Source organism: Paenibacillus sp. FSL R7-0198 (assembly GCF_038000415.1).
Classification (GTDB): Bacteria; Bacillota; Bacilli; order Paenibacillales; family Paenibacillaceae; genus Paenibacillus.
In genome coordinates, this window is sequence record NZ_JBBOCB010000001.1 from 2,744,938 (window position 1) to 2,770,821 (window position 25,884).

Here is a 25,884-nt window from a genome sequence, read left to right on the forward strand (position 1 = left end):
CCAGTTGATCGCATGCGGCAATCCTCTGCCTAGCAGCTGTCCCGCTCGGCTCCCATGCGTAAAGGACAACAACAAGCATTGTTCTACGCAAGAGATGCTCGGACTTCTCTGCTTCAATATTCTTGCTGCAGACGAGCCACCCGAAGACGGGATTTGGTTTAACATAGGGTTTGGAATTGGATTTGGGGATAAACGACAAGGAATGTACCTCCTGTCGATGTAAGGCTTGCCGCAGGGTTCCGGCCGTCCAGCAGGAAGTCGACCGTAATTCCTGATTTGGCACCCGAGCTGCCTTTGACGAAGCCTATGTTTAAGGGGTATTGATACACTCTATGTACGATTTGCTTATTCCCCCACAGCCCTGGTGTGGATAAGTAAAGATTCGGCTGCGGGGTAGTGAGCTTTTCCTGACGATTAAATTTAACGAGGGTACTGCATGAGACTCAAGGAACGCTCCGTATGGCACAAACGGGACTGCCCTTGGCGGAGAAGTCCATGTTGATTGACGTTACCGCAGGTAGCATGAGGAGAAAGTCTTCCACTGAGGTGAAAGCGCTACCTTAACATCAAGTCCGCACGCCCTCCGGAAGGCACTTTCGTGCCTCTTGCCGGGGGCGGCCATCGGCTTGGCCAAGCTTAGGTCGTAACTAGCAAATCCTTGGTCTCCTGAGAGATCACCTGCTGCATACTGGACTTGATAATGTCGCAGCCGGCAGCCAGATGCTCCATCGAGACGGTCAGCGGAGGCATGATCTTCAGCACACAGTCTCCTCTGCCAGCTCTTTCAATGATGAGCCCGTTGTCGAAGCTGATATCCGTCACCCGCTTCGCCCCGGCTTCATCCATGAACCCCGAGACGTCAATGCCCCAGATCAGGCCGAGTCCGCGGATGGCGATGGACGGATGCAGAGGCTTGATTTCTTGATCAAGGAACGAGCGCACAAACTCTTCCTTCTGTTTCACCTGAGCTTCCAGTTCGGTTCTGTCCCGGAACTCGAGAGCAGCCTTCGCGGCCACAAAAGCCAGCTGGTTGCCGCGGAAGGTGCCGTTGTGCTCGCCCGGCGTCCAGATATCCAGTTCGGGCTTCAGCAGCAGCAGGGACATTGGCAGGCCGTATCCGCTGATCGACTTCGACAGGGTAATGAGATCCGGCTCGATCCCCGCACGTTCGAAGGAGAAGAATTCGCCTGTCCGGCCGCATCCTACTTGAATCTCGTCTGTAATGAGCAGAATATCGTGTCTGCGGCAAAGCTTCTGCAGCTCGCGTAGCCACTGCGCGTCGACAACGTGAATTCCGCCTTCGGCTTGTACCGTTTCAAGCAGGATCGCGGCCGGCTTGTCGATTCCGGAGTGCGAATCAGTCAGGATATTCTCGATATAACCGAGCGTATCCATTTCTGCGAAAGCCCCGCTCGGGTGCGGCATGAACGTAACTCCGTCCAGAGGAAGCCCCGCCCCTTCTCTCATGGACTTGGAGCTTGTCGCCGACAGACTGCCGAGCGACATGCCGTGGAAGCCACCCATGAATGCAAATATTCCACTTCTCTTCTTCGCCTTGCGTGCGAGCTTCAGGGCCGCTTCCACCGCATTCGTCCCTGTTGGACCGCAGAATTGAAGCTTGTAATTCAGCTTCTTCGGCTCCAGGATCCGCTCCGAGAAGCTCTGGATGAATTCACGCTTGGCCATTGTATACATATCCAGACCGTGCATAATCCGGTCGGAGGTCAAGTAATCGAGAACCCGGTCTTTAATATAATCGTTGTTATGGCCGTAATTGAGTGCCCCGGCACCTGCAAAGAAATCAATATATGCTCTTCCGTCCTCAGAATATAAAAGGTCTCCCTTGGCCCGGTCGAATACCACCGGAAAGCTTCTGCAGTAAGATCTTACGTTGGATTCCAGCTTTTCAAAAATGCTCACTCACTTCATCCTCCATCGGAATTGGGATAAGGTTGGCTCCATCTTTCTGAACCTTCCTTTCTGAACCTTCTGACGTCATGGAGCAACATATTCTAGGCTGTCATTTTCCACAATTGTTGGTCCCCGCATGCCGGCTTGTTGGTTAGCCAGTATACTGGTCTTTCGCACACAGCTTGGATGGGTATAAAAAACCCTACAATTCCATTTATTAGAATAATAGGGAATAAGACCTAGGTTGAATTATAACAAAATTTACAAGAATGTATAGTGATTTTTTTGTTAAATATAGTCATTATATTGTTAAATTTGGTTCATAAAACATAATGTGTTAACAATCTTCGCTAAAAAGAGTGAATGGAGAAGAAACGTGGGAATGGTTTGGCATCAATCGAGGTGTTGACATTCAGCCATGGAATAGGATAAATTGGTATATATTCCCTGTAAGTATTCTTTGTCGGTGTTCCGATTCCTTGCACTTTGTAATAACTTAACATGATTACCTGACCAATTTCTGAAAGCCTGGCTGGAAACTGGCCGCAGCGTCCGCACGGATGGCAGCCGGCATAGTTTTGTATCACGCCTTCTTCTCTGCACCTCTGTTAGAGTAAAGGGCAAATATTTTCTGCTCCTCTTCATCAAACTGTACGTAAGGTTTTCCCTCATTTGCTTTCCGATGTCCTTCATTATTTACATGCAGATTACAATCGCGTTCTGAGTCCGAATTGAACGGACAATGATTTCATTTCGTGTAATATGCTCCTCCATCGAGCACGTTGACGCTTCTTGGCATACCATTTTGTGAGTAGCTGAAGGATGTACCAGTCACGTTCAGTCATCTTCCTTTATTGTTCAAATGATCTTTTATGCCCGACCCGCATCCTTCTTGGGGATATATTGACACTTTCGAGTTGCTAATTTTAATGACTTTATTTAAGAAGTTGATTACATTCGTGCACGAAGAGTATTTCAAATGTGAGAATTACAAAAAGATACTCTTCCTAAGGTACTCTATAATATGGGTGAGTTTTCGTTCAATGAATGACCGCAATTTGCAATGCACAAACACAAATAAGGTGGTTCTAATATTTTGAACCACCCTCCTGAAACATCAAAAAAGTCCTGATGACTTAGAGTCATCAGGACCATTATTTTGTTCATACTTTATTAGTTTACTAAATCTATTGATTAACCCATTATCCATGTCATTGGACAACAGTTAGTGTAATTCCATACTTTTGTTAATGGTTCTACACTTATTTATCACTAGACAATAAACTAATTTATACAGAATACCTTATTCAACCGTTACACTTTTCGCCAGGTTACGTGGTTTATCCACATCATGACCCAGTGCCAGGGAAGCATAGTATGCCAGCAATTGCAGCGCAACAACAGACAAAGCAGGGCTAAGCAGTGGCAACGTCTTAGGAATCGCAAACGCTTGGTCTACGGATTTCAGCAATGGTGCTACGTGCTCTTCGTACGTAATTGCCAATACATCTGCGCCACGTGCTTTTACTTCCTTAATGTTGCTCACTGTTTTCTCAAGTACGTTCTCCTGCGTTGCCAGGGCAATAACAGGGATACCGTCTTCGATCAATGCAAGCGTACCGTGTTTCAACTCACCCGCAGCATACGCTTCGGAGTGAATATAAGAGATCTCTTTCAGCTTCAAAGATCCTTCTTGAGCTACTGCATAGTCAAGACCACGGCCGATGAAGAAGAGATGTTCATGTTTTGAGATTTGCTCTGCATATCCTTTGATTGCATCGGCTTGCTCCAACATGGATTCCACTTGCTCAGGCAATGCTTGCATCGCTGCCAGCGTGTGTGCAATCTCTTCAGCAGATTGTGTACCACGAACTTGTGCAAGGTACAGACCAAGCAAGTTAAACGCGATCAACTGTGAAGTATACGCTTTGGTAGAAGCTACTGCAATTTCAGGACCTGCCAAAGTTGCGATAACATCATCTGCATCACGTGCAATGGAGCTACCCACTACGTTAGTGATTGCCAGTACATGTGCACCATTGGATTGTGCTTCACGCAATGCAGCAAGCGTATCGGCAGTTTCACCGGATTGGCTCACTACGATTACAAGTGTATCTTTGTGCACGATTGGGGAACGGTAACGGTACTCGGAAGCCACATCTGTTTCAACCGGAATACGTACCAATTGCTCAATCACTGTACGTCCAACCAGACCTGCATGGTACGCTGTACCACATGCAATGATTTGAACGTTACGGATATTTTTAATTTGTTCTTCAGTCATTTTCAACTCAGGAAGTTGAACTTTTTTACCTTCATTATCGATGCGACCCAGCATTGTATCACGATATGCTTTTGGTTGCTCATGAATTTCTTTCAGCATGAAGTGCTCAAATCCGCCTTTTTCTGCGGTTACAGCATCCCAATCGACACGAATCATTTCCCGAGAAATAAAGTTGCCTTCAATCGTCATCAATTCGACAGCATCATGTGTCAATACAGCCATTTCACCATCATTCAGAATGTACACGTTACGTGTATGTTCCAGAATTGCCGGGATGTCGGAACCAATGAAGTTCTCGCCTTCACCAATACCAATAATCAATGGGCTTGCTTGACGCACAGCTACGAGTTTCTCAGGCTCATGCTCTGTCAATACACCCAATGCAAATGCGCCACGCAACAACGTGATCACTTTTTGTACTGTTTTGACGATATCACCATTGTATTCACGTGCGATCAGGTGAGAGATAACCTCAGTATCTGTCTCGGAAGTGAACGTGTGACCTTGAGCCATCAATTCGTCCTTCAGATCCAGGTAGTTCTCAATAATACCGTTATGCACAACAGAGAACTTCTGGCTTCCATCCGTGTGTGGATGAGAGTTCTCATCTGATGGTTTACCATGAGTTGCCCAACGTGTGTGTCCGATTCCGGCATTACCTACCAGTGGTGCACCATCCAGCTTGGCTTCAAGGTTCGCAAGACGACCAAGAGCTTTCGTGATTTGCAGACCTTCGGGTGTGAATACCGCAATACCTGCAGAATCATAACCACGATACTCAAGTTTCTTCAATCCTTCAACCAATACCGATTGAGTGTTCTTATTACCAATATATCCAACAATACCGCACATAATTTATTTCCTCCGTTTGTATATGAATACTGTGTGACGAAGAGAAACAGGCAGAGGCGGCACATCGGAAAAATGAGTGATTGCCTAGCGTTTCATGAATACTTGGTACTTATTCAATTATCAATGATCAGAGCGACCTCGTGTCGCCCCGCAGTCATCATAAGCTGTTATGAATGCAATCATGAATGTACATCATTTTCCCGTCCGCGTACTGTTTACGCTCTTCACGCACATTCATTTGAATTTTAGTTTAACTCTTGCACCTGCACCGGCGCGTTGTGTGGACAGTCACCCATCCATTTTCCGCAATCCGGTTTACGGCTCTGGTGCTTCACCGGGAGGTCCCCGCCGAACAATCCGAACACCTCCACCTCGTCAGCTTGATTGCCGTTGATCTTAATCAACCGTTCTTCAACCTAGAAGAAATCCTGATCAACATCATCCCGCGCAACTCCAAGCTCTGGCGCTTGTGTAACTGTAACCTTACGTTCCTCACTTTCTGTGTCTGAATGACGACTCCACTCATTATATGCACGTCAGGTCCATTTTGCAATGGAGCAAAGTACCTGTGACAATTTCAGCATATTTACCCACAATCCCGACCGGATAAACGGACCTATGGTCTCATCAGGCCGGGACGCAGGAATATTCATCTTTAAGAGGAAATTCAAAAAGTCCGCTTTTGATTACGAATCATGCCTATTGGCATAATCAGCATCGAATATGAAATTCAGCCGAAATGTCCGTTGCTCACGTAGTTTCCCTACGCTCCGCTACTCCATTTCTATCTTCATTCCATCTTCTCGGTACTGAAAACTAGACTTTTTGAACACGCACTATATGTCCTAAATCCTGTTATATCATACCCTTTATACACAACAATTCCCTTAAGAAAACCGTATGCACAAGGGATTTCTTTCAGTCCTATACCAGTTCTTTTTGCACTACATCTGCGATTTGAGACACAAATTGTTCAAGTTCGTCTTTATCTGGTCCTTCCGCCATAACACGGATCAGAGATTCAGTACCTGAAGCACGAACGAGTACACGTCCATTATCGCCGAGTTGTTGTTCTACTGTAGTAATGGCTTGCTCGATTGCAGCATTACCCTCGTATTTGCTCTTATCTTCAACACGCACATTCACCAGTACTTGTGGGTACTGGGTCATCAACGCTTTGAGCTCACTCAGTTTTTTACCGGAAGCCTTGAGTGTGTCCACGAGTTGAATCGCAGTCAACATACCGTCTCCGGTTGTATTGTAATCCAGGAAAATAACATGGCCAGATTGCTCTCCACCCAAGTTATAACCGCCGCGACGCATTTCCTCCATCACATAACGGTCACCCACTGCCGTTTTAGCTGTTTTCAGTGCAAGTTTCTCCGTTGCTTTATAGAATCCGATGTTACTCATAACGGTCGATACAACAGTACTGTCCTTCAACTTGCCTGCACGATTCATCGCATCACCGCAGATACACAAAATGAAGTCTCCATCCACCTCAGCGCCTGTCTCATCAATAGCAATCAGACGATCCGCATCCCCGTCAAAAGCAAGACCCAGATCTGCTTTGTGTTTGAGCACTTCTTGTTTCAAGTTCTCTGGATGAGTTGATCCACATTGCTCATTGATATTCAGGCCGTTAGGTTCAGCGCCAATGGCAATGACTTCTGCACCAAGTTCACTGAACAATTTCGGTGCCAGCTCATAAGCTGCTCCGTTTGCACAGTCCAAAACAATTTTAAGACCAGAGAACGACTCATTTACTGTTGTTTTCAGGAAATCGAGGTAACGATAACGGGATTCTTCATCCGTCGTCACGGTACCCAGACCGCCACCAACTGGCCGTGGCAATTGATCTGTCTCCGCATCCATCAGCTCTTCAATCCGGTTCTCTGTTTCATCAGACAGCTTGAAGCCATCTCCACCAAAGAACTTAATTCCGTTATCCTCAACCGGATTGTGGGAAGCCGAGATCATCACGCCCGCGTCAGCTTTCAACAAACGTGAGATATACGCCACTCCCGGAGTGGATACAACGCCCAGACGAATCACATCAGCGCCAATGGACAACAGACCTGCAACAAGTGCGGATTCCAACATCAATCCCGAGATACGAGTATCCATGCCGATAACCACTTTTGGTCTTTCCACACCACCTGCAAGCACGTAACCACCACAACGTCCAATGCTGTAAGCCAGCTCTGCCGTTAACTCTTTATTGGCAACCCCTCTTACACCGTCTGTACCAAAATATTTACCCATGATTTAACTCCTTCTATTCGCATCATATACGAGCACTATTATTATTTTTTGAGAATTTTAAAATTAGAACGTTTACGGATTCGCGCCACTTTTACTGCCAGTACCGCTGTTATTATTATTTAAATTACCTCGACTGCTTGTGCTCCCCTGTTGGCCCTGATCCTGAGTATCCGTATTCGATTCCGTTTCTTCTTCATCAGGAACAGGCTCCGTTTCCCCGTTTTCGACCTCGGCTGGTGAAGGGTCAGGTGCTACCGTTCCCTCGTCAGTCGGATCTTCGCTAGGAGTAGTTGCGGTGTCTTCAGTCTTTTCGCTAATTTTGACCGTTGCACTCAGAGCATTGGATGATTCATCCAGTTTGGCATAACGGGGCAGGTCGGCTTCAAGCTTGATCTCGTGCGTTCCGACCGCAAGTCCAGCAAGATCCCCGGTCAACGTGAGATCATCACTACTCAGACCCTCAAGCATACTTGCTGAGCCTGTAAGTGTAAGGTTCAGACCGCCGCTTCGAGGCGTAACCAGCGTCCCTTCCAGTCCATTCCCCGCACCAGTAAGTGTGATGGGCACGTTCGGAAAGACTTTGGTTGTCTCCTCTGCCTCGTCAAATGGTGATATGGTTACCTTGATCTGAATCGAACTAGGCTCGATTTTCTCAAAACCGGAAGGCGGCGTCAAGTCCACGTTAACTGTCGACGTACCCGACTGATCAAACTGTGTTAGATCAAGGGTTACTTGGTCGTAGGACTGTATACCCGCAAGCGCATCCTCTGATCCATAAACCGAGACTTCTTTCACGCTTGGCTCTACCGTGGAGAGTACCAGGCCTTCCGGAAGCTGTCCCGAATATTTGATTCTTAAGGGTACAGATGTATAGGGCTGATTGACCGGAACTCGGACTTCAACCGTTTGAGGCGTTATAATCGCATTTTCAAGGACCTTGCCTTCAGCATCGTATGCTTGAAGTTTCACTTTTTTCTGTATGACATCTTCCTTGGCATCTTTCACGCTCACACTGCCCTGAACCTTCGCTACAGCCTCGAGTTGTCCTTCGGGCAGAGTTACCTTAACCGGCGTCGAAGGTTCAATTACGGGCGTTCCAGCGCTGTATCCGGCGGATGGTTCCCCTTCGGGTACAATATTCACATTGAAGGATTTGGTGCCCAATTTTTCTACATTCACCGTAACCATGGAAGGTTCCATGCTGACCACTTCTACCCCGGAAGGCAAATCAGGTACAAGTGGCAGTGTATTGGACCCATCTTTCACCTGACTCAGATCGACCAGTACTTTGTAATCGTCATTCGTAAAAATTGATGTTAGCATCGAGCGCTGTCCTTTGATCTCCAGCCGGACCTCATCCGTACTTAATGAAGTAAGCACATAGCTGTTGCTGTCTAATCCATAAGGTTGAACAGGCACCGTACGTTCCACAACCTTGTTGGTTGTCCCTGTTGTAATCGTAGGGGTGGTTGGTACTTCATCCAGATGAATCATGAACCAGAGCAGCAGGCTCACCGCAAGCGCAAGTATTTTGGCAAAGTTATTATTGTTAAACCACTTATCCATTGTTACGTCCTCCCTTCCGTTTCCAGAAGGTTGTCCAGCCATTCTTTTTCAGATTGGATGTAGGGCGCAACTCCTCATACAGTTTGGCAATCAGCGATTCTTCCTTAATATCACGAACGACCTGACCATTCATTGCAAGTGACACTTGTCCTGTCTCCTCAGAGACAACCAAACAGATCGCATCTGCAACTTCGGTAATCCCGATTGCTGCACGGTGACGTGTTCCCAGTTCCTTACTGATAAAAGGATTCTCCGATAATGGCAAATAACAAGCTGCCGCCGAAATCTGTTTTCCCTGTATAATAACGGCTCCATCATGGAGCGGTGTATTTGGAATAAAGATGTTAATCATCAGCTCCGAGCTGACCAGAGATTGCATCTTAATGCCCGATTCCGTGTAATCGTTCAGACCCGTTTCACGTTCAAATACGACCAATGCGCCAATTTTACGCCGTGACAAATAATTAACTGACTTAATAATCTCACCAATTAACACCGTTAATTCTTCATCACTCGCTGCCGCTGAACGTCCAAACAGCTTACCGCGTCCCAATTGCTCCAGACCACGACGCAGTTCCGGCTGAAAGATAATGAACACCGCAACAACACCAAACGTAAACATCTGGTTCATTAACCATTTGAGCGTATACAGGTTTAGCCACGTACTTAATGCCCAGATCAGCACAAGGAACAGAATTCCTTTCAGGAGCTGAACCGCACGTGTCCCTCGCACAAGCAAAATCAGTTTGTACATAATATAGGTAACGATCAATATATCGATAACGTCCTTAATGGACTCTGTCCACGTTAAGTCAGCAAAATAATTCATAAGCCAGCCCCCGCTATCCCCATTGATGAGTAAACCCTGATCTCATATTAACCCATTAGGATTTTATATAATCCTTTGTCTCCGCATTTCTGCATCATTCAATTTGTGCAAAATGCGTATCTATATGTAGTAGTATGTTCTCTTTAGTATCTAGGTTATAACGTTAACGTTCAGGTTGCAAGTTACGGCAGTCTCAAACTGCACATAAACATCACATTTACCATGAATTACAAAGTTTGCGTATAAAAAAAGAGTACCCCATGCAATCTGGAGGTACCCTGCTTGGTATATACCATTGAAGATTTTACCCTGTTCTAGCGATAAGCCACTTCATTTACCATATTGGTTATTTTGTACCAGAACCAGTCCAGCGCCTGATCAATACTTTTCACCTGACCTGAAATATGCGCCGTTGAAGCCTGAAACAGTTGTCCGTCGATAACCGTCAGATTGCCGTTCACATCACCATATACTTGTGCGGTTCCATTTTCTATCGTAAGATCGCCAGCAATTGACTTACCTTCAGGAACAATAACCGTGTTACCCTGAATCACGATCTGGTCCAGATTATTTCCCTTAACAACCATTTCGTTATTCTGATTCCAGAAATTCAAGGCGCTAAAGAGCATCACGACCAAAAAGAAGGCTGCCGCCGTCAGCGCGGGATGTCCTTTGACCCATTTGAGCCATGCTTGCTGTCTCTTGGGCTGGGGCAGAGCATTCATAATTCGATTGGTCAGCTCATCAGAGGCAGACGGTGAATAGTGTTTCATGGCAAAGAGTAGCATTTCCGTCTGTTCCAACTCTTTAAAGCGCATGCGACAATCCGGACAGATCACAAGGTGACTTTTCAGTTCAACCTTCTGGGCCGGGGACAACGACTCATCCAAACATTCATGCATTAAAGAGACGGCCGAGTTGCAATCCATATGAGAGCCAATCCTTTCTTAAATCACTTAGTCCATGTGCCATTAAAAAGCACGCATAAGACTTGCATACATTACATACGCATCCGTTTCGGATATGTTTCAAATAATTTCGCCCATAATTTAAAGGCGTTTAACATTTATAACTTATACTCCAATTTTTTACGTAGAAAATCACGGCCCCGATGAACGCGTGTCTTGATCGTTGTTACGGGCATACCTGTCACATCACTGATTTCCTGTAGCGACAAGTCCTGTAAATATCTCAGAATCATAACGGACTTATACTTGGCTGGCAAACTGTCAATGGCCTCACGAATGAGTGTCTGCGTCTCTGACAGGAGTGCTTCACTCTCCGGTGTACGATCATCACTTGGGAGCATCGCATAACCATCAGATCCTTCCTGATCATTCAGTTCAGCATCCAAAGAGTATGAAGGTTTCTTTCTGCGCAGTCGGTCAATACACAGATTCGTCGCGATCCGGTAGATCCAGGTTGAGAACTTCTGGTTCGGATCGTACTTCTCCATATTACGAAACACACGCAAAAACGTCTCCTGCACAACGTCTTCAGCTTCATGACGATTGTTCAGCATCCGGTATGCCAAATGAAATAGCTTGTCCTTATATAGTTCAACGATTTCTGCGAAGGCTCTCTGGTCGCCCTTGAGCACCAGTTTCACAAGCCTGTTCTCCAAATTGTCCACCCTTATTCCCCCAGACATGCTGATGGGTCTTCCGTCTTCTGATACCCGTCCACACTTGTAATTCACCAATCAAATCGTAAATCAACTTTGGTCAAAAATCAAGACTGTATGACAAATATCCGCCAAAAACAGTAAAAACGGGAACTCCCGCAGGAGTCCCGTTTCATCTCTCACTCCGTAGAGCAGAGAATGGAGCTTTTATTCAACAAAGTAATGAGTACTTTGTTACATATAATTATCCAAATGCAGCAGTTCAATCATCAACCTGTGTTACGCAGTCCTGCAGCGATGCCATTGATGGTCAGCAACACTTCTCTGAGCAGTTCCGTATCATCCTCACCACGTTCACGCATATCTCTGAGCTCACTCAGAAGTTGAACTTGCATGTAGGACAACGGATCTACATAAGGGTTACGAAGGCGAATGGATTCTTGAATAACCGGTACATCATCCAGAATTTCAGCTTCTCCGGTAATCTTCAGAATCAGCTCTTTTGTGAGCTTGAATTCGGCTTCGATCTGACCGTATATGCGATCACGGGCTTCCTTGTTCGAAGTCATGGCTGAATATTCTTTGGCAATCACCAAATCTGCCTTGGCTACGGCCATCTGTACCGTATCAATTAATGTACGGAAGAATGGGAAGCTTGCATACATTTCTTTCAGGACAACCAGATTTTCCTCTTTATCCTGATAGTAACTTTGCAATCCTGTTCCTGCCGCATACCATGCCGGAAGCAGATAACGACTTTGAGTCCAGGCGAATACCCAAGGGATCGCTCTCAGATCTTCAAACTTATCACTATTTTTACGCTTGGATGGACGGGAACCAATATTCAGCTCACCAACCTCCGGAAGCGGCGTTGATTCTTTGAAGAAGGTAAAGAAGTCTGGATCACGGAAAATCAGATCCTGATATTTCGTCAGAGATACTTCCGAAATCTCTTTGATGATGCTGTCCCAATGACGTTCGGATGCTGACTCTTGAGGCTCAAGCCCATTAAGTGCTGCTGTGATTAGAGCCGAAGTTGCCTGCTCCAGACTGCGGTATGCAATCCCCTGAAGGGAATAACGGGAAGAAATAACCTCTCCCTGCTCCGTAATCTTGATGCCTCCACCAATCGTATGTGGTGGTTGAGCAAGAATACTGCGGTTGAGTGGCATGCCGCCACGTCCAAGAGCCCCGCCACGTCCATGGAAGAACTTCAGCTTAACGCCGTGTTCATTACCTACAGCCGTGATGGCATTCATTGCTACGCGCAGTTCCCAGTTGGCTGTAACCACTCCGCCATCCTTGTTACTATCTGAATAACCAAGCATGATTTCATGCAGTTCATTCCGCCCTTTTACGCTTGCGCGGTATACAGGAAGGTTGAACAGCTTCTCCATAATGTCCGAAGCCGCATGTAGATCATCAATCGTTTCAAACAGCGGTACCGCTTGAAGTGTAGATACAACGTCACCGTTGTGACCTTTGGTGAATAAGCCCACTTCCTTGGCAAATACCATAACCTCCAGCAAATCACTTGCGCCCTGCGTCATACTGATCAGGTAACTTGTGATACAGCCGTTCCCAAATTCATTCTGGGCACGCTTAATGGTACGGAAGACATCCAGACACTCTTTGGTTCCCTCCGTGTATTGGTGATAAGGAGAAGTAAGCGGACGTGGATCATCCAGCAAACGAGCAAGCAGATCAATTTTACCGTCTTCAGTCAGACGCGCATAATCCTCTACAATGTTCATTTTGGCTAAAATTTCCGACATCGCATTTTCATGTTCCTTACTGTGCTGACGCACATCCAAAGCTGCGGTATGGAAACCAAACAATTCGACTTGACGAATCATTTTGCGAATGGTCGTATCTGCTACGTAATCTGCAAAATGATGGCGCAGACTTCGATCAATAATCATCAGTTCATCAATCAAATCCTGTGCGCTATGATAACGGTCAGGCTGACCTAATTTGTTCTCATCCAGTACATTGTTCAGCTTGGCAATCATATAGGCCAATTTGATGCGGTATGGCTCTTTTTCATTCCGCCAGATATCCACTTTTTTCAATGTAACAGATTTACGGTCCTGCTCAATCGACTGCACCAGCTCATCCGATACATGAATGATGTTTGTGCTGAAGCTGAGATGACCCATAAGTTCAATCATAATCCGTTGGTATTCACGCAAAGCAAGCTTGCGTTGCATCAACAGCGTCTGCCATGTTACATCTGAAGTTACCGAAGGATTTCCATCCCGGTCTCCACCGATCCAGGAACCGAACCGCAAATACGTCGGCACATGCCAGTCATGGTCAGGATAAAATTTGTTCAGGCAGCGTTCCAGCTCCTGATATACATCCGGAAGTACGTGGAACAACGTTTCATGAAAGTAATACATCCCGTTCCGCACTTCATCGAGTACAGTCGGTTTGCGGTCGCGAAGTTCATCTGTCTGCCAGAGTGTAATAACCTCATTCAGCAGTTTCTCCCGCAACTGTTCACGTTCACGCAACGTCAGCGTAGGATTATCAAGTGACATGACGTCTTCGGATATCCGCTTGTGGATGTCCAGTATAACCCGGCGCATGGCTTCGGTTGGGTGAGCTGTCATAACGAGTTCCAACGACAAATCGTCGAGAATCTCTTCCACCTCTGTATGAGACAGTCCACGTTCCTTAAGATCCTGTACTGCTTTCTCAATCGATCCTGGCTGCACAGCGTCCCCTGCAGAACGTTCATAATCCCGTTTACGCCGGATCCGATGGTTTTGTTCAGCAATATTAACTAATTGAAAATAAATAGCGAAAGCCCGAATAACCTGATGACGATTGTCCGAGTCTAATTCCTGGATCATCGTTTTGAACTCTGCATAGAGTTCTGGCAGAAATTCTGCACGCAACGATTTGCTCGTTTCCCGAATCTTCTCAACGATATCTAGAAGCTCCGTGCCGCCTTGATGGACAAGAACTTCTCCGAGTATATTGCCCAGGAACCGCACGTCTCGCCGAAGCAGGTTGTTGGATTGGCTTTTGCTGGCGGTTACCATAGTTTCAGTCATGCTTATCCTCCCATCTGATCGTTCCATTCGTACACGTAAATTTGACACCTTCATAACATCATACAATAAAATGGTACGAAAATCTTTATTTTTCTACTAGAAAAAATGGGGATTATCCCCGATTTACAGCACAAAAACACGCTTTTTTATTCATTTTCTTGTTCTGCTTCAATTAATGGTCATATGCTGTCGCATGATACCTTTTTCACGTACTTTAAATAACTCAAATGTCTCATACCTATTCTAAAAAATTCATAAATATACAGTTCTTTTAGATATGATCCCATGTACCTGATCGTAAGGTTTAACCGCATAATTCCATTGTTTGAGAACAGATGATATACAAAGAAACATGACCGGCAAAGCAAGCTTTTGTATACTTTACCACAGTGACGCAATAAATTAAAGATGTAATTATAATTTTCTTCCCACTACAGTCTGCTTATTAGAGGAGTTTCTTATGTACTTTGTTAATTCTCTGTAGTCAAAGGGATATCTTAACAGACCATTTTTACATATTGTCCTTGTCTTCTTGGGCAGATTAATTTATAGCTCTAACCAAAAAGGAGGAATTCATATGATGAAGAAAGGTACAACAATTATTGCTTCCGTGCTTCTGGTGGCCGCGATGGCTGGCCCTGCTGCTGCAGATGGTCACATGTCCAAAGGAATGGATACAACCGGCTCACGTGTCCGGTCTTATCAGGACACCAACTACATGGATCGCACAAACACCAACCTGAATATGGATGGAAATTACCGCAACAATGGTGACTATCGTACAAACAGTGTTCGTGCAAACGCCACAACAACCGACCGCGACAACGGCATGGATTGGGGCTGGCTCGGTTTGCTGGGACTGCTTGGATTAGCTGGCATGCGTAGAAGAGTGACGGATCACAACGAACGTTAACTTGTACTCACGTCACGTTACAATAGCTGCTACGTCTTAGAAGCAACTCATCCACAGAGATACACAGAAGAGCCAAGACCCCTACACTATTGAGATAGGAAGGTCTTGGCTCTTTTTTAAATTAACCTGTACTTGTACCTTACATAAAATAACTGCTAATTCTTACGTTAATATAAATAAAAAAGCCTCTGCATCTGCAAAGGCTCTTTCATTATGTCCTGTAAGCGGGTGATGGGAATCGAACCCACGCTATTAGCTTGGAAGGCTAAAGTTCTACCATTGAACTACACCCGCATAAATAGAAATCGGGATGACACGATTTGAACATGCGACCCCCTGGTCCCAAACCAGGTGCTCTACCAAGCTGAGCTACATCCCGATATTAAAAAAAATAATGGCGCGCCCTGAGAGATTCGAACTCCCGGCCTTTTGATTCGTAGTCAAACGCTCTATCCAGCTGAGCTAAGGGCGCAAAATATTGGAGCGGAAGACGGGAATCGAACCCGCGACCCTCGCCTTGGCAAGGCGATGCTCTACCGCTGAGCCACTTCCGCAAATATAGGATGCGCGTGGAGGGACTTGAACCCCCACGTCAAAGACGCTAGATCCTAAGTCTAGTGCGTCTGCCAATTCCGCCACACGCGCATATGATGGTGAGTCATGAAGGGCTCGAACCTTCGACACCCTGATTAAAAGTCAGGTGCTCTACCAACTGAGCTAATGACTCATACTAAAATGGCTGGGGATATAGGATTTGAACCTATGCATGACGGAGTCAAAGTCCGTTGCCTTACCGCTTGGCTAATCCCCAATAAAATAATATGGTGGAGGCTGAGGGGATCGAACCCCCGACCCTCTGCTTGTAAGGCAGATGCTCTCCCAGCTGAGCTAAGCCTCCAACTATATGACCCGTAGGGGATTCGAACCCCTGTTACCTCCGTGAAAGGGAGGTGTCTTAACCCCTTGACCAACGGGCCCCATTTCCAAAGCTCTCAACCGGGATCGAACCGGTGACCTCATCCTTACCATGGATGCACTCTACCTACTGAGCTATGAGAGCAAATGGCTCCCCGAACAGGGCTCGAACCTGTGACAACTCGATTAACAGTCGAGTGCTCTACCAACTGAGCTATCAGGGAATAATATGCATTTGCAGGGCAAATGCAATTCATCGTACAACGTCCACATGCAGAGCCTGTTTTCTATGTATGATGAAAGAGTTCGCTTGGCGGCGTCCTACTCTCCCAGGACCCTGCGGTCCAAGTACCATCGGCGCTAGAGGGCTTAACGGTCGTGTTCGGGATGGGTACGTGTGGAACCCCTCCGCCATCGCCACCAAACGCGTAGCTTACATTTCAGAGTGTTGTTCTCTGAAAACTAGATTCGAAACGAAACATGCGAATTACAACTTGCTATTTGGATAAGCCCTCGACCGATTAGTACTGGTCAGCTCCATGCATTGCTGCACTTCCACCCCCAGCCTATCTACCTCGTCGTCTTCAAGGGGTCTTACATACTGGGAAATCTCATCTTGAGGGGGGCTTCACGCTTAGATGCTTTCAGCGTTTATCCCGTCCGTACATAGCTACCCAGCGGTGCTCCTGGCGGAACAACTGGTACACCAGCGGTACGTCCATCCCGGTCCTCTCGTACTAAGGACAGCTCCTCTCAAATTTCCTACGCCCACGACAGATAGGGACCGAACTGTCTCACGACGTTCTGAACCCAGCTCGCGTACCGCTTTAATGGGCGAACAGCCCAACCCTTGGGACCTACTTCAGCCCCAGGATGCGATGAGCCGACATCGAGGTGCCAAACCTCCCCGTCGATGTGGACTCTTGGGGGAGATAAGCCTGTTATCCCCAGGGTAGCTTTTATCCGTTGAGCGATGGCCCTTCCATGCGGTACCACCGGATCACTAAGCCCGACTTTCGTCCCTGCTCGACTTGTAGGTCTCGCAGTCAAGCTCCCTTATGCCTTTGCACTCTTCGAATGATTTCCAACCATTCTGAGGGAACCTTTGGGCGCCTCCGTTACTCTTTAGGAGGCGACCGCCCCAGTCAAACTGCCCACCTGACACTGTCCCCGCACCGGATTACGGTACCAGGTTAGAACCTAGATACGATCAGGGTGGTATCCCAACGTTGCCTCCACAGAAGCTTGCGCTCCTGCTTCAAAGGCTCCCACCTATCCTGTACAGATCGTACCCAAATTCAATATCAAGCTGCAGTAAAGCTCCATGGGGTCTTTCCGTCTTGTCGCGGGTAACCTGCATCTTCACAGGTATTAAAATTTCACCGGATCTCTCGTTGAGACAGCGCCCAAGTCGTTACGCCATTCGTGCGGGTCAGAATTTACCTGACAAGGAATTTCGCTACCTTAGGACCGTTATAGTTACGGCCGCCGTTTACTGGGGCTTCGGTTCACAGCTTCGGATTGCTCCTAACCACTCCCCTTAACCTTCCAGCACCGGGCAGGCGTCAGCCCGTATACTTCGCCTTACGGCTTCGCACAGACCTGTGTTTTTGCTAAACAGTCGCTTGGGCCTTTTCACTGCGGCCCCCTCGTGCTATTCACACTACCGGGGCACCCCTTCTCCCGAAGTTACGGGGTCATTTTGCCGAGTTCCTTAACGAGAGTTCTTCCGCGCGCCTTAGAATACTCTTCTCGCCTACCTGTGTCGGTTTGCGGTACGGGCACCTTCACCTGGCTAGAGGCTTTTCTTGGCAGTGTGAGATCATGACCTTCGCTACTACAATTTTCGCTCCCCATCACAGCTCAGCCTTACAATGTGCGGATTTGCCTACACATCAGCCTCACTGCTTAGACGGACATCCATCAGTCCGCGTCACTACCCTACTGCGTCCCCCCATTGCTCATAACGGCTTACGGTGGTACAGGAATTTCGACCTGTTGTCCTTCGACTACGCCTTTCGGCCTCGCCTTAGGTCCCGACTTACCCTGAGCGGACGAGCCTTCCTCAGGAACCCTTAGGCTTTCGGCGGATCAGATTCTCACTGATCTTTTCGTTACTCATACCGGCATTCTCACTTGTATAATGTCCAGCGCTCCTTACGGTACACCTTCAACCCTTATACAACGCTCCCCTACCCCTGATGCAAAGCATCAAGCCATAGCTTCGGTGGTGTGTTTAGCCCCGTTACATTTTCGGCGCAGAGTCACTCGACCAGTGAGCTATTACGCACTCTTTCAATGGTGGCTGCTTCTAAGCCAACATCCTGGTTGTCTGTGCAACTCCACATCCTTTCCCACTTAACACACACTTGGGGACCTTAGCTGATGGTCTGGGCTGTTTCCCTTTTGACAATGGATCTTAGCACTCACTGTCTGACTCCCGGAAGTAAGTCTATGGCATTCGGAGTTTGACTGAGCTTGGTAACCCTTGCGGGCCCCGCACCCAATCAGTGCTCTACCTCCACGACTCTGTTTTCCGAGGCTAGCCCTAAAGCTATTTCGGGGAGAACCAGCTATCTCCGAGTTCGATTGGAATTTCTCCGCTACCCCCACCTCATCCCCGCATTTTTCAACATGCGTGGGTTCGGGCCTCCAGTGCGTGTTACCGCACCTTCACCCTGGACAGGGGTAGATCACCCGGTTTCGGGTCTACGTCCACGTACTAAGTCGCCCTATTCAGACTCGCTTTCGCTGCGGCTCCGGCTCTTCACCTTAACCTTGCACGGGAACGTAACTCGCCGGTTCATTCTACAAAAGGCACGCCATCACCCCTAAAACGGGCTCTGACTTTTTGTAAGCACACGGTTTCAGGTTCTATTTCACTCCCCTTCCGGGGTGCTTTTCACCTTTCCCTCACGGTACTGCTTCACTATCGGTCGCTAGGAAGTATTTAGCCTTGGCAGATGGTCCTGCCGGATTCATACGGGGTTTCACGTGCCCCGCACTACTCGGGATCCGTCTCGGAGGGAACAGACTTTCAACTACAGGGCTTTTACCTTCTTTGGCGGGCCTTTCCAGACCTCTTCGCTTAACCGGTTCCTTTGTAACTCCATGTGAGACGTCCCACAACCCCAAAGAGCAAGCTCTCTGGTTTGGGCTTCTCCGCGTTCGCTCGCCGCTACTGACGGAATCACTATTGTTTTCTCTTCCTCAGGGTACTTAGATGTTTCAGTTCCCCTGGTATGCCTCACACTAACCTATGTATTCAGTTAGGTGTAACTGGAAATTACCCCAGCTGGGTTTCCCCATTCGGACACCCCCGGATCAAAGCTTGCTTACAGCTCCCCGAGGCAGTTTCGTTGTTCGCCACGTCCTTCATCGGCTCCTAGCGCCTAGGCATCCTCCGTGTGCTCTTAGTAGCTTAACCTCGTGCTCCGGTTTCGACTGCTCGCTTCCCTTGTTTTGCTTACGCAAAGCCAAAAGTCGCTCCCATTCGATACCATCGTACGTGCAATCTACCGTTTTTATTGAAACTTGTTTAACACAAGTTCAGCTAAAAAGGAATGTTCTAATTCGCGTTTGTTTCGTTTCGATATCTAGTTTTCAAAGAACAAACTTGTAAATCATTTTTGGTGGAGCCAAGCGGGATCGAACCGCTGACCTCCTGCTTGCAAGGCAGGCGCTCTCCCAGCTGAGCTATGGCCCCATATAAAGTTTAAAGGTATAGATGGTGGGCCCTGGTGGACTCGAACCACCGGCCTCACCCTTATCAGAGGTGCGCTCTAACCAACTGAGCTAAGGGCCCACAATATATATACTATTTGAACCCAAAATGGGTTACGCTTGGCGGCGTTCTACTCTCCCAGGACCCTGCGGTCCAAGTACCATTGACGCTGAAGGGCTTAACGGTCGTGTTCGGGATGGGAACGTGTGGAACCCCTTCGCTATCGCCACCAAACGTTTGAGAGTTTGAGCTCTCAAAACTGAGCAACGAGTGAGTAACTAGCCGACCTGGCTAGATTTTATATTTGAATGTTTCCACTCGGGAAACGATTCTCCATAGAAAGGAGGTGATCCAGCCGCACCTTCCGATACGGCTACCTTGTTACGACTTCACCCCAATCATCTATCCCACCTTCGGCGGCTGGCTCCTTGCGGTTACCCCACCGACTTCGGGTGTTATAAACTCTCGTGGTGTGACGGGCGGTGTGTACAAGACCCGGGAACGTATTCACCGCGGCATGCTGATCCGCGATTACTAGCAATTCCGACTTCATGCAGGCGAGTTGCAGCCTGCAATCCGAACTGAGACCGGCTTTGTTGGGATTGGCTCCATCTCGCGATTTCGCAGCCCGTTGTACCGGCCATTGTAGTACGTGTGTAGCCCAGGTCATAAGGGGCATGATGATTTGACGTCATCCCCACCTTCCTCCGGTTTGTCACCGGCAGTCTATCTAGAGTGCCCATCCGAAATGCTGGCAACTAAATATAAGGGTTGCGCTCGTTGCGGGACTTAACCCAACATCTCACGACACGAGCTGACGACAACCATGCACCACCTGTCTTGAATGTTCCGAAGAAAAGGTACATCTCTGCACCGGTCATTCAGATGTCAAGACCTGGTAAGGTTCTTCGCGTTGCTTCGAATTAAACCACATACTCCACTGCTTGTGCGGGTCCCCGTCAATTCCTTTGAGTTTCAGTCTTGCGACCGTACTCCCCAGGCGGAGTGCTTAATGTGTTAACTTCGGCACCAAGGGTATCGAAACCCCTAACACCTAGCACTCATCGTTTACGGCGTGGACTACCAGGGTATCTAATCCTGTTTGCTCCCCACGCTTTCGCGCCTCAGCGTCAGTTACAGCCCAGAGAGTCGCCTTCGCCACTGGTGTTCCTCCACATATCTACGCATTTCACCGCTACACGTGGAATTCCACTCTCCTCTTCTGCACTCAAGTCACCCAGTTTCCAGTGCGATCCGGGGTTGAGCCCCGGGATTAAACACCAGACTTAAATGACCGCCTGCGCGCGCTTTACGCCCAATAATTCCGGACAACGCTTGCCCCCTACGTATTACCGCGGCTGCTGGCACGTAGTTAGCCGGGGCTTTCTTCTCAGGTACCGTCACCTTGAGAGCAGTTACTCTCCCAAGCGTTCTTCCCTGGCAACAGAGCTTTACGATCCGAAAACCTTCATCACTCACGCGGCATTGCTCCGTCAGGCTTTCGCCCATTGCGGAAGATTCCCTACTGCTGCCTCCCGTAGGAGTCTGGGCCGTGTCTCAGTCCCAGTGTGGCCGATCACCCTCTCAGGTCGGCTACGCATCGTCGCCTTGGTGAGCCGTTACCCCACCAACTAGCTAATGCGCCGCAGGCCCATCCCCAAGTGACAGATTACTCCGTCTTTCCAGTTTCCTTCAGGCGAAGAAAACAATTATTCGGTATTAGCTACCGTTTCCGGTAGTTGTCCCAAACTTGAGGGCAGGTTGCCTACGTGTTACTCACCCGTCCGCCGCTAACCATCAGAGAAGCAAGCTTCTCATCAAGTCCGCTCGACTTGCATGTATTAGGCATGCCGCCAGCGTTCGTCCTGAGCCAGGATCAAACTCTCCAATAAAGTATTGAAAAGAGCGATAAGCTCATTTTGAATCTGACGAGATTAAAAATCTCATTTGTGCTCCAGTCGATTCAAGCCAAGGCTCGTCTCAACTTTCGCGTTCATTCTGCAAGCAGAATGTTTACTCACTCGTTGTTCAGTTTTCAAAGATCAAACATTCAATTCAGTGCGGTTTTTCATGTCGTCGTCGTTTCAGCGGCGACTTTTATAATATATCATGTTGAAGTTCTCTTTGCAAGCATTATTTTTTCGATTATTTTCAATCGCTTTATTTTCATGCTTGTTTTAGTGAACTGCTCCTAAAAAAGGAACGAAAATTAATTTACCATATGAAATTAGAAAGGTCAACCCTTTTTCGACAAAAAGTATGAACCCCCTCAACAAACTCACATTTTTATGGTTCAGAGGTACAGCATCCGGTATTAAGAGCCGTACCTCACTTCCACTACTGTAAATCGAATATATGACCAGCTTCAGCATTACGGCTTCGACTTTTTCAGCTTCCCACCTCTTGCATACTTGGACAACTCTTTTGGCGGGGCAAAACGTGCATACATACGGAACACAGTCTTATATCGGCTCGCGATAGCATATTTGATCTCTTGGTCAAGACGATTATCACTCAGATCGAAAAGCATCTCATCTAATTCTTTACGCAGCACATAGTCTAGTTCCTTGCATTCCTTCTCGTTAAACAACATACCCAGCATTAGAGTTCTCCTTTTTGTGCATAGCCTCTTTATCACACTTACACAAGTTTCATGCAGCCCCCCGTGCAATCGCTTTTTATGGGTGCTGCTGGAACCCGTTTTATTGTTATGGTCAACTTTCTGAAAATTTATGAATGCCAACCATCACAAAATTTTATCCTCTCACCAGAGTATACGTAAGTGTGCTTTCGATGATTGCTGCAACAAGAAGCAAGATGACAACCCAGAAGGATGCCGTTAACGTCCTATTCATGAATGTTCTCCACCGGGTACCCATCGTATTTCGCTTGTCACTTCCAAGTTGTACAAGACTTTTAATAACCAGACCACCAAACTTCAGTCCGAAGGCGCAAGCAATAATAATGACCGGAATCTCAATAATGCCATGCGGAAGTAATCCTTTAACCACAATATCATAGAAGCTTGCTCCATAATTCATCGTGGTGTGCACCACAAATCCAAGGACCATCCCATTGATCAGCAGGAAGATGACAGGAAGAATTCCGAAGAATATACCGGCATAGATGACAAGTACACTTTTGATGGCATTATTGAAAAAGATAAACAGAAAGAAGTTCCATTGCACATTTCCCCCCTGCTCCAGCCGTTCACTGACTTCACGTAATCCTCCGATTTGGTTCAATAACAGTTCTTCCAGTGGCCCTGTACTCACCCATCCTGCCCCTATACCAACAGCAAACAAAACTACGGACCAGATTAATGCACTGCGGATGGAACCAAGATCTTTAAGAAATGTACTGAATTTTAACATAATAACCTCCTGTAGAATCTAAAATGATGGACAAACAAGGATCAGTGACGAATAACTGGGCAGTACGAGCATACATTGGAGAGTAAACAAGCATTTCTTATGGGAGAGGGGCGCTTATTGAAATGAACTCGTTCTATGTATTTAGCGGCAAAAAGATTAAACGGTACCTGATTGTCCTCGTTGCTGCCATCTTTGCGATCGGTATTATCTATCTGGAGAGAGGCAATGTCTCCGTATTCTCGGAGGAAGCACCATCAGCCGTTTACAGCGTTCCAACCGAGAAGAAGGTAATCGCACTTACCTTTGACATTAGCTGGGGGGATAAACGGACAGAGCCGATTTTGAAAGTTCTTCAGGAGAATAAAGTGCAAAAGGCAACCTTTTTCCTTTCCTCCCCCTGGAGCAAGACACACCCCGAAATTGTTACTGCCATCAAAGAGGCAGGATATGAAATTGGCAGCCATGGTCACAGACATGAGAACTACAGCAGCCTGACTGAAGAAGAAATTCGCAAAGAAATTTCGACAGCTCATAGCATTTTAACCGATTTAACGGGAAAAGAACCGAAATTACTACGTCTGCCCAACGGGGACTTTGACAAGCGAGTGCTTCAGGTAGCCAATAGTCTGAATTATCAGGTTGTGCAGTGGGATACCGACTCCTTGGATTGGAAAAACCCTGGTGTACAGACCATTGTTGATCGCGTGGTTAGTAAAGCACATCCGGGTGACATCGTGTTACTGCATGCAAGCGATTCCTCCAAACAAACGCATGAAGCACTCCCTGTCATTATCGACAAATTGAAAAATCAGGGTTATGAATTCGTTACTGTCTCGGAATTACTGAACCATTCCAGTGTCGAGGGCAAAGAAGTTCGTGACCAAGCCAGTAGTCAATAAGTGGTTGATTGCTAGAGCTACAGCTCGAATACGAGTGTAAAAGTTGAAAAGAGCTAACCAGGTTAGCTCTTTTTGGTATGTTTTTTATGCAAATTGAATTCTATGCTCGGCTTTCTTTCAACTGTTCTGCCTTTCCACTTACACTCCGGTTCGTAGATACATCCACCAGCCTGTGCAATATCAGCATTTGGTATGCATTACATAGGAGCAAGGGAACCACAATAAATATGGTTGCAGCATTCACATCAATACGTAATACGCCAATCGTCTCCACTATGGTGACGGCAATCATGAAAAAGAGTGTAGGTACAAGCGCGGAGAGATGAGTGAGCTTTACTTTAACGTAAGCGGTAACAATTGCAGCTGCCAAAATAATGAGACCTAACACAATATCCGATATGCGCTCCCGGTCTCCCCCAACAAACAGACGTAAAAACATCACGTCAAACAGGGCTAACACCGTTAATACTACTTGCACGATCTGCCAACCGCGCTTAGGAAATACACCTTTACCCATATAATTCAATATCAGATATGCAAAGAAACCCATTTGTGAGTACACGCTGATCATAACCCCTGATCCAAACAGAATCAGAAGATACAGAAGAAAATCATTCAATCCATTTGTTTTCTCCCCGTTCACCAGCATCATAATCAAACCTGTGCCCAATGCTCCCGCGGCCCCAATAAGCAAGGCTGTCCAAAACAGGAAAAACCATTTACGTAAATTCAAATGTTTTCCACCCCCGAGTGTTTATTTTACCAATCTTCTCAGCAAAAAACCATCATTGCTCAACATATTTCCCCCTTTCCCATCACATACTACATCCAGTATCTAATCAAGGAGGGATTGTACACATGAAACGGCCTTTGTGGCAGCTATGCTGTGTCGTACTGGGGCTATCCGTCATGCTTGCCGGCTGCGGTTCAGATCAGAGTTCTTCGCCTCCTCAGGGCAGTTATAAAGAGATGAAAACAATGGTTGTAGATATTTTGAAAAGTGATGAAGGCAAGAAAGCGGTGGAGGAAGCTCTTACAGGTCAAAGCTCATCCAGCGGTAGCAGCGGTTCTGAAGAAGGCGGCGGTTCGGGTGGTGCTTCGGGATCCATTGGTATGAAGATGTTAATGCCTGTGCAATCTTCGGAACAAATACGTATTGCAGTAAAAGATACCATCACAGCTCCCGAATATAAGAAGGAATTCGAAAAGATCATGACCGATCCGCAGTTTGCGGGTGAATTTGCCAAAGTGATCAACGCACAAAGTAAACAACTTCATATGCAATTGATTAAAGATCCCACATATCAAAAGTCTGTTGAAGACATCATGAAGTCACCTGAGGTATCCAAGATGTTCATGGATATGACGAAGACTCCAGATTATCGTAAACAGACGATGACTGTCATGCAGGAAGTGATGCAAAACCCGTTGTTCCGTATGGAAGTACTCACTTTGCTCAAGAAGGTAGTGCAGGAGGAATTGCAACCCAAAGTAGAAAGTGGCGGACAACAAGGGCAAGAGCAAGGCGGACAGCAAGACGGTCAAGGCCAAGGTGGTAGTGATGGCGGAGATGGTGGTAGCAGTGGAGATTCGGGCGGCGGATCATAAACAGTAGGTGTTAATACGCACCACAGATACTGAAAAGCCTGCATCCAAATGGACGCAG

At 47.0% G+C, this 25,884-nt stretch carries 15 protein-coding genes, 13 tRNA genes and 4 rRNA genes; 3 read left to right on the top strand and 29 right to left on the bottom strand.

Translation table 11 applies throughout. The features are described from left to right. Positions 1-636: 636 nt before the first annotated feature. The 9 genes from ectB to ppc form a co-directional block, all read right to left on the bottom strand. Positions 637-1,920: a diaminobutyrate--2-oxoglutarate transaminase gene (gene ectB, locus MKY87_RS11795; RefSeq protein WP_339788679.1), complete on the bottom strand. Its 1,284-nt coding sequence runs from the start codon at positions 1,918-1,920 to the stop codon at positions 637-639. A 1,294-nt stretch (positions 1,921-3,214) separates the two neighbouring features. Beyond that, positions 3,215-5,047 (bottom strand): glutamine--fructose-6-phosphate transaminase (isomerizing), encoded by a 1,833-nt coding sequence (gene glmS / locus MKY87_RS11800; protein WP_338588635.1) that lies wholly within the window; start codon positions 5,045-5,047, stop codon positions 3,215-3,217. A 245-nt stretch (positions 5,048-5,292) separates the two neighbouring features. After that, positions 5,293-5,451 carry a hypothetical protein gene (locus MKY87_RS11805; protein WP_340964576.1) on the bottom strand — a complete coding sequence of 53 codons (159 nt, stop codon included), beginning with the start codon at positions 5,449-5,451 and terminating at the stop codon, positions 5,293-5,295. A 520-nt stretch (positions 5,452-5,971) separates the two neighbouring features. Beyond that, positions 5,972-7,312, bottom strand: a complete 1,341-nt coding sequence (gene glmM / locus MKY87_RS11810; RefSeq protein WP_338588636.1) for a phosphoglucosamine mutase — start codon at positions 7,310-7,312, stop codon at positions 5,972-5,974. Between the two features lie 72 nt (positions 7,313-7,384). Then, entirely contained in the window at positions 7,385-8,878 is a 1,494-nt protein-coding gene (locus tag MKY87_RS11815) for a CdaR family protein (protein WP_340964579.1), read from the bottom strand. Further along, on the bottom strand, positions 8,871-9,707 hold the full coding sequence (gene cdaA, locus MKY87_RS11820; RefSeq protein WP_047841664.1) for a diadenylate cyclase CdaA: 837 nt from the start codon (positions 9,705-9,707) through the stop codon (positions 8,871-8,873). The genes MKY87_RS11815 and cdaA overlap by 8 nt, the downstream gene beginning before the upstream one ends. A 314-nt stretch (positions 9,708-10,021) precedes the next feature. Then, positions 10,022-10,636, bottom strand: a complete 615-nt coding sequence (locus MKY87_RS11825; RefSeq protein ID WP_036614042.1) for a zf-HC2 domain-containing protein — start codon at positions 10,634-10,636, stop codon at positions 10,022-10,024. 137 nt (positions 10,637-10,773) lie between these two features. Further along, entirely contained in the window at positions 10,774-11,340 is a 567-nt protein-coding gene (sigW, locus tag MKY87_RS11830) for an RNA polymerase sigma factor SigW (RefSeq protein ID WP_017692117.1), read from the bottom strand. A gap of 260 nt (positions 11,341-11,600) precedes the next feature. Next, complete coding sequence (ppc, locus tag MKY87_RS11835) at positions 11,601-14,393, bottom strand: phosphoenolpyruvate carboxylase (protein ID WP_338588638.1); 2,793 nt, start codon at positions 14,391-14,393, stop codon at positions 11,601-11,603. A gap of 577 nt (positions 14,394-14,970) precedes the next feature. Here ppc and MKY87_RS11840 point away from each other — a divergent pair. Next, positions 14,971-15,306: a WGxxGxxG family protein gene (locus tag MKY87_RS11840; protein ID WP_338588639.1), complete on the top strand. Its 336-nt coding sequence runs from the start codon at positions 14,971-14,973 to the stop codon at positions 15,304-15,306. A 223-nt stretch (positions 15,307-15,529) separates the two neighbouring features. Here MKY87_RS11840 and MKY87_RS11845 read toward each other — a convergent pair. The 19 genes from MKY87_RS11845 to MKY87_RS11935 form a co-directional block, all read right to left on the bottom strand. Next, a tRNA-Gly gene (locus tag MKY87_RS11845) sits at positions 15,530-15,600 on the bottom strand. An 11-nt stretch (positions 15,601-15,611) separates the two neighbouring features. Beyond that, positions 15,612-15,685, bottom strand: a tRNA-Pro gene (locus tag MKY87_RS11850). 16 nt (positions 15,686-15,701) lie between these two features. Then, a tRNA-Arg gene (locus tag MKY87_RS11855) sits at positions 15,702-15,778 on the bottom strand. Between the two features lie 7 nt (positions 15,779-15,785). Beyond that, a tRNA-Gly gene (locus MKY87_RS11860) sits at positions 15,786-15,860 on the bottom strand. Between the two features lie 10 nt (positions 15,861-15,870). Beyond that, positions 15,871-15,951, bottom strand: a tRNA-Leu gene (locus MKY87_RS11865). A 6-nt stretch (positions 15,952-15,957) separates the two neighbouring features. Then, a tRNA-Lys gene (locus MKY87_RS11870) sits at positions 15,958-16,033 on the bottom strand. A 9-nt stretch (positions 16,034-16,042) separates the two neighbouring features. Next, positions 16,043-16,117, bottom strand: a tRNA-Gln gene (locus MKY87_RS11875). A gap of 11 nt (positions 16,118-16,128) precedes the next feature. Continuing rightward, positions 16,129-16,204 (bottom strand) — tRNA-Val (locus tag MKY87_RS11880). Between the two features lie 7 nt (positions 16,205-16,211). Then, positions 16,212-16,283 (bottom strand) — tRNA-Glu (locus MKY87_RS11885). Between the two features lie 10 nt (positions 16,284-16,293). Next, positions 16,294-16,366, bottom strand: a tRNA-Thr gene (locus tag MKY87_RS11890). A gap of 3 nt (positions 16,367-16,369) precedes the next feature. Beyond that, a tRNA-Asn gene (locus MKY87_RS11895) sits at positions 16,370-16,445 on the bottom strand. Positions 16,446-16,529: 84 nt separating this feature from the next. Continuing rightward, positions 16,530-16,646 (bottom strand): 5S ribosomal RNA (gene rrf, locus MKY87_RS11900). A 76-nt stretch (positions 16,647-16,722) separates the two neighbouring features. Beyond that, a 23S ribosomal RNA gene (locus MKY87_RS11905) occupies positions 16,723-19,648 on the bottom strand. Between the two features lie 203 nt (positions 19,649-19,851). Further along, positions 19,852-19,927: transfer RNA gene (locus MKY87_RS11910), tRNA-Ala, on the bottom strand. Positions 19,928-19,949: 22 nt separating this feature from the next. After that, positions 19,950-20,026, bottom strand: a tRNA-Ile gene (locus MKY87_RS11915). Positions 20,027-20,062: 36 nt separating this feature from the next. Next, positions 20,063-20,179, bottom strand: a 5S ribosomal RNA gene (gene rrf, locus MKY87_RS11920). A 105-nt stretch (positions 20,180-20,284) separates the two neighbouring features. Continuing rightward, positions 20,285-21,837, bottom strand: a 16S ribosomal RNA gene (locus tag MKY87_RS11925). The 16S, 23S and 5S rRNA genes sit together here with 13 tRNA genes alongside, the layout of an rRNA operon. A 479-nt stretch (positions 21,838-22,316) precedes the next feature. After that, positions 22,317-22,547 carry a hypothetical protein gene (locus tag MKY87_RS11930; RefSeq protein WP_017692114.1) on the bottom strand — a complete coding sequence of 77 codons (231 nt, stop codon included), beginning with the start codon at positions 22,545-22,547 and terminating at the stop codon, positions 22,317-22,319. A gap of 154 nt (positions 22,548-22,701) precedes the next feature. Beyond that, on the bottom strand, positions 22,702-23,319 hold the full coding sequence (locus tag MKY87_RS11935; RefSeq protein WP_340964581.1) for a stage II sporulation protein M: 618 nt from the start codon (positions 23,317-23,319) through the stop codon (positions 22,702-22,704). A 122-nt stretch (positions 23,320-23,441) separates the two neighbouring features. Between MKY87_RS11935 and pdaB the strand changes: the two genes are divergently transcribed. Beyond that, positions 23,442-24,218: a polysaccharide deacetylase family sporulation protein PdaB gene (pdaB, locus tag MKY87_RS11940; RefSeq protein WP_338588641.1), complete on the top strand. Its 777-nt coding sequence runs from the start codon at positions 23,442-23,444 to the stop codon at positions 24,216-24,218. A gap of 100 nt (positions 24,219-24,318) precedes the next feature. Here the strand turns inward: pdaB and MKY87_RS11945 are convergent, their stop codons facing one another. Then, entirely contained in the window at positions 24,319-24,951 is a 633-nt protein-coding gene (locus tag MKY87_RS11945; protein ID WP_338588642.1) for a KinB-signaling pathway activation protein, read from the bottom strand. Positions 24,952-25,076: 125 nt separating this feature from the next. Here MKY87_RS11945 and gerD point away from each other — a divergent pair, with 125 nt between their 5' ends. Next, a complete protein-coding gene (gene gerD / locus MKY87_RS11950; RefSeq protein WP_338588643.1) occupies positions 25,077-25,826 on the top strand; it encodes a spore germination lipoprotein GerD in 750 nt (249 codons plus the stop codon). Positions 25,827-25,884: the final 58 nt, after the last annotated feature.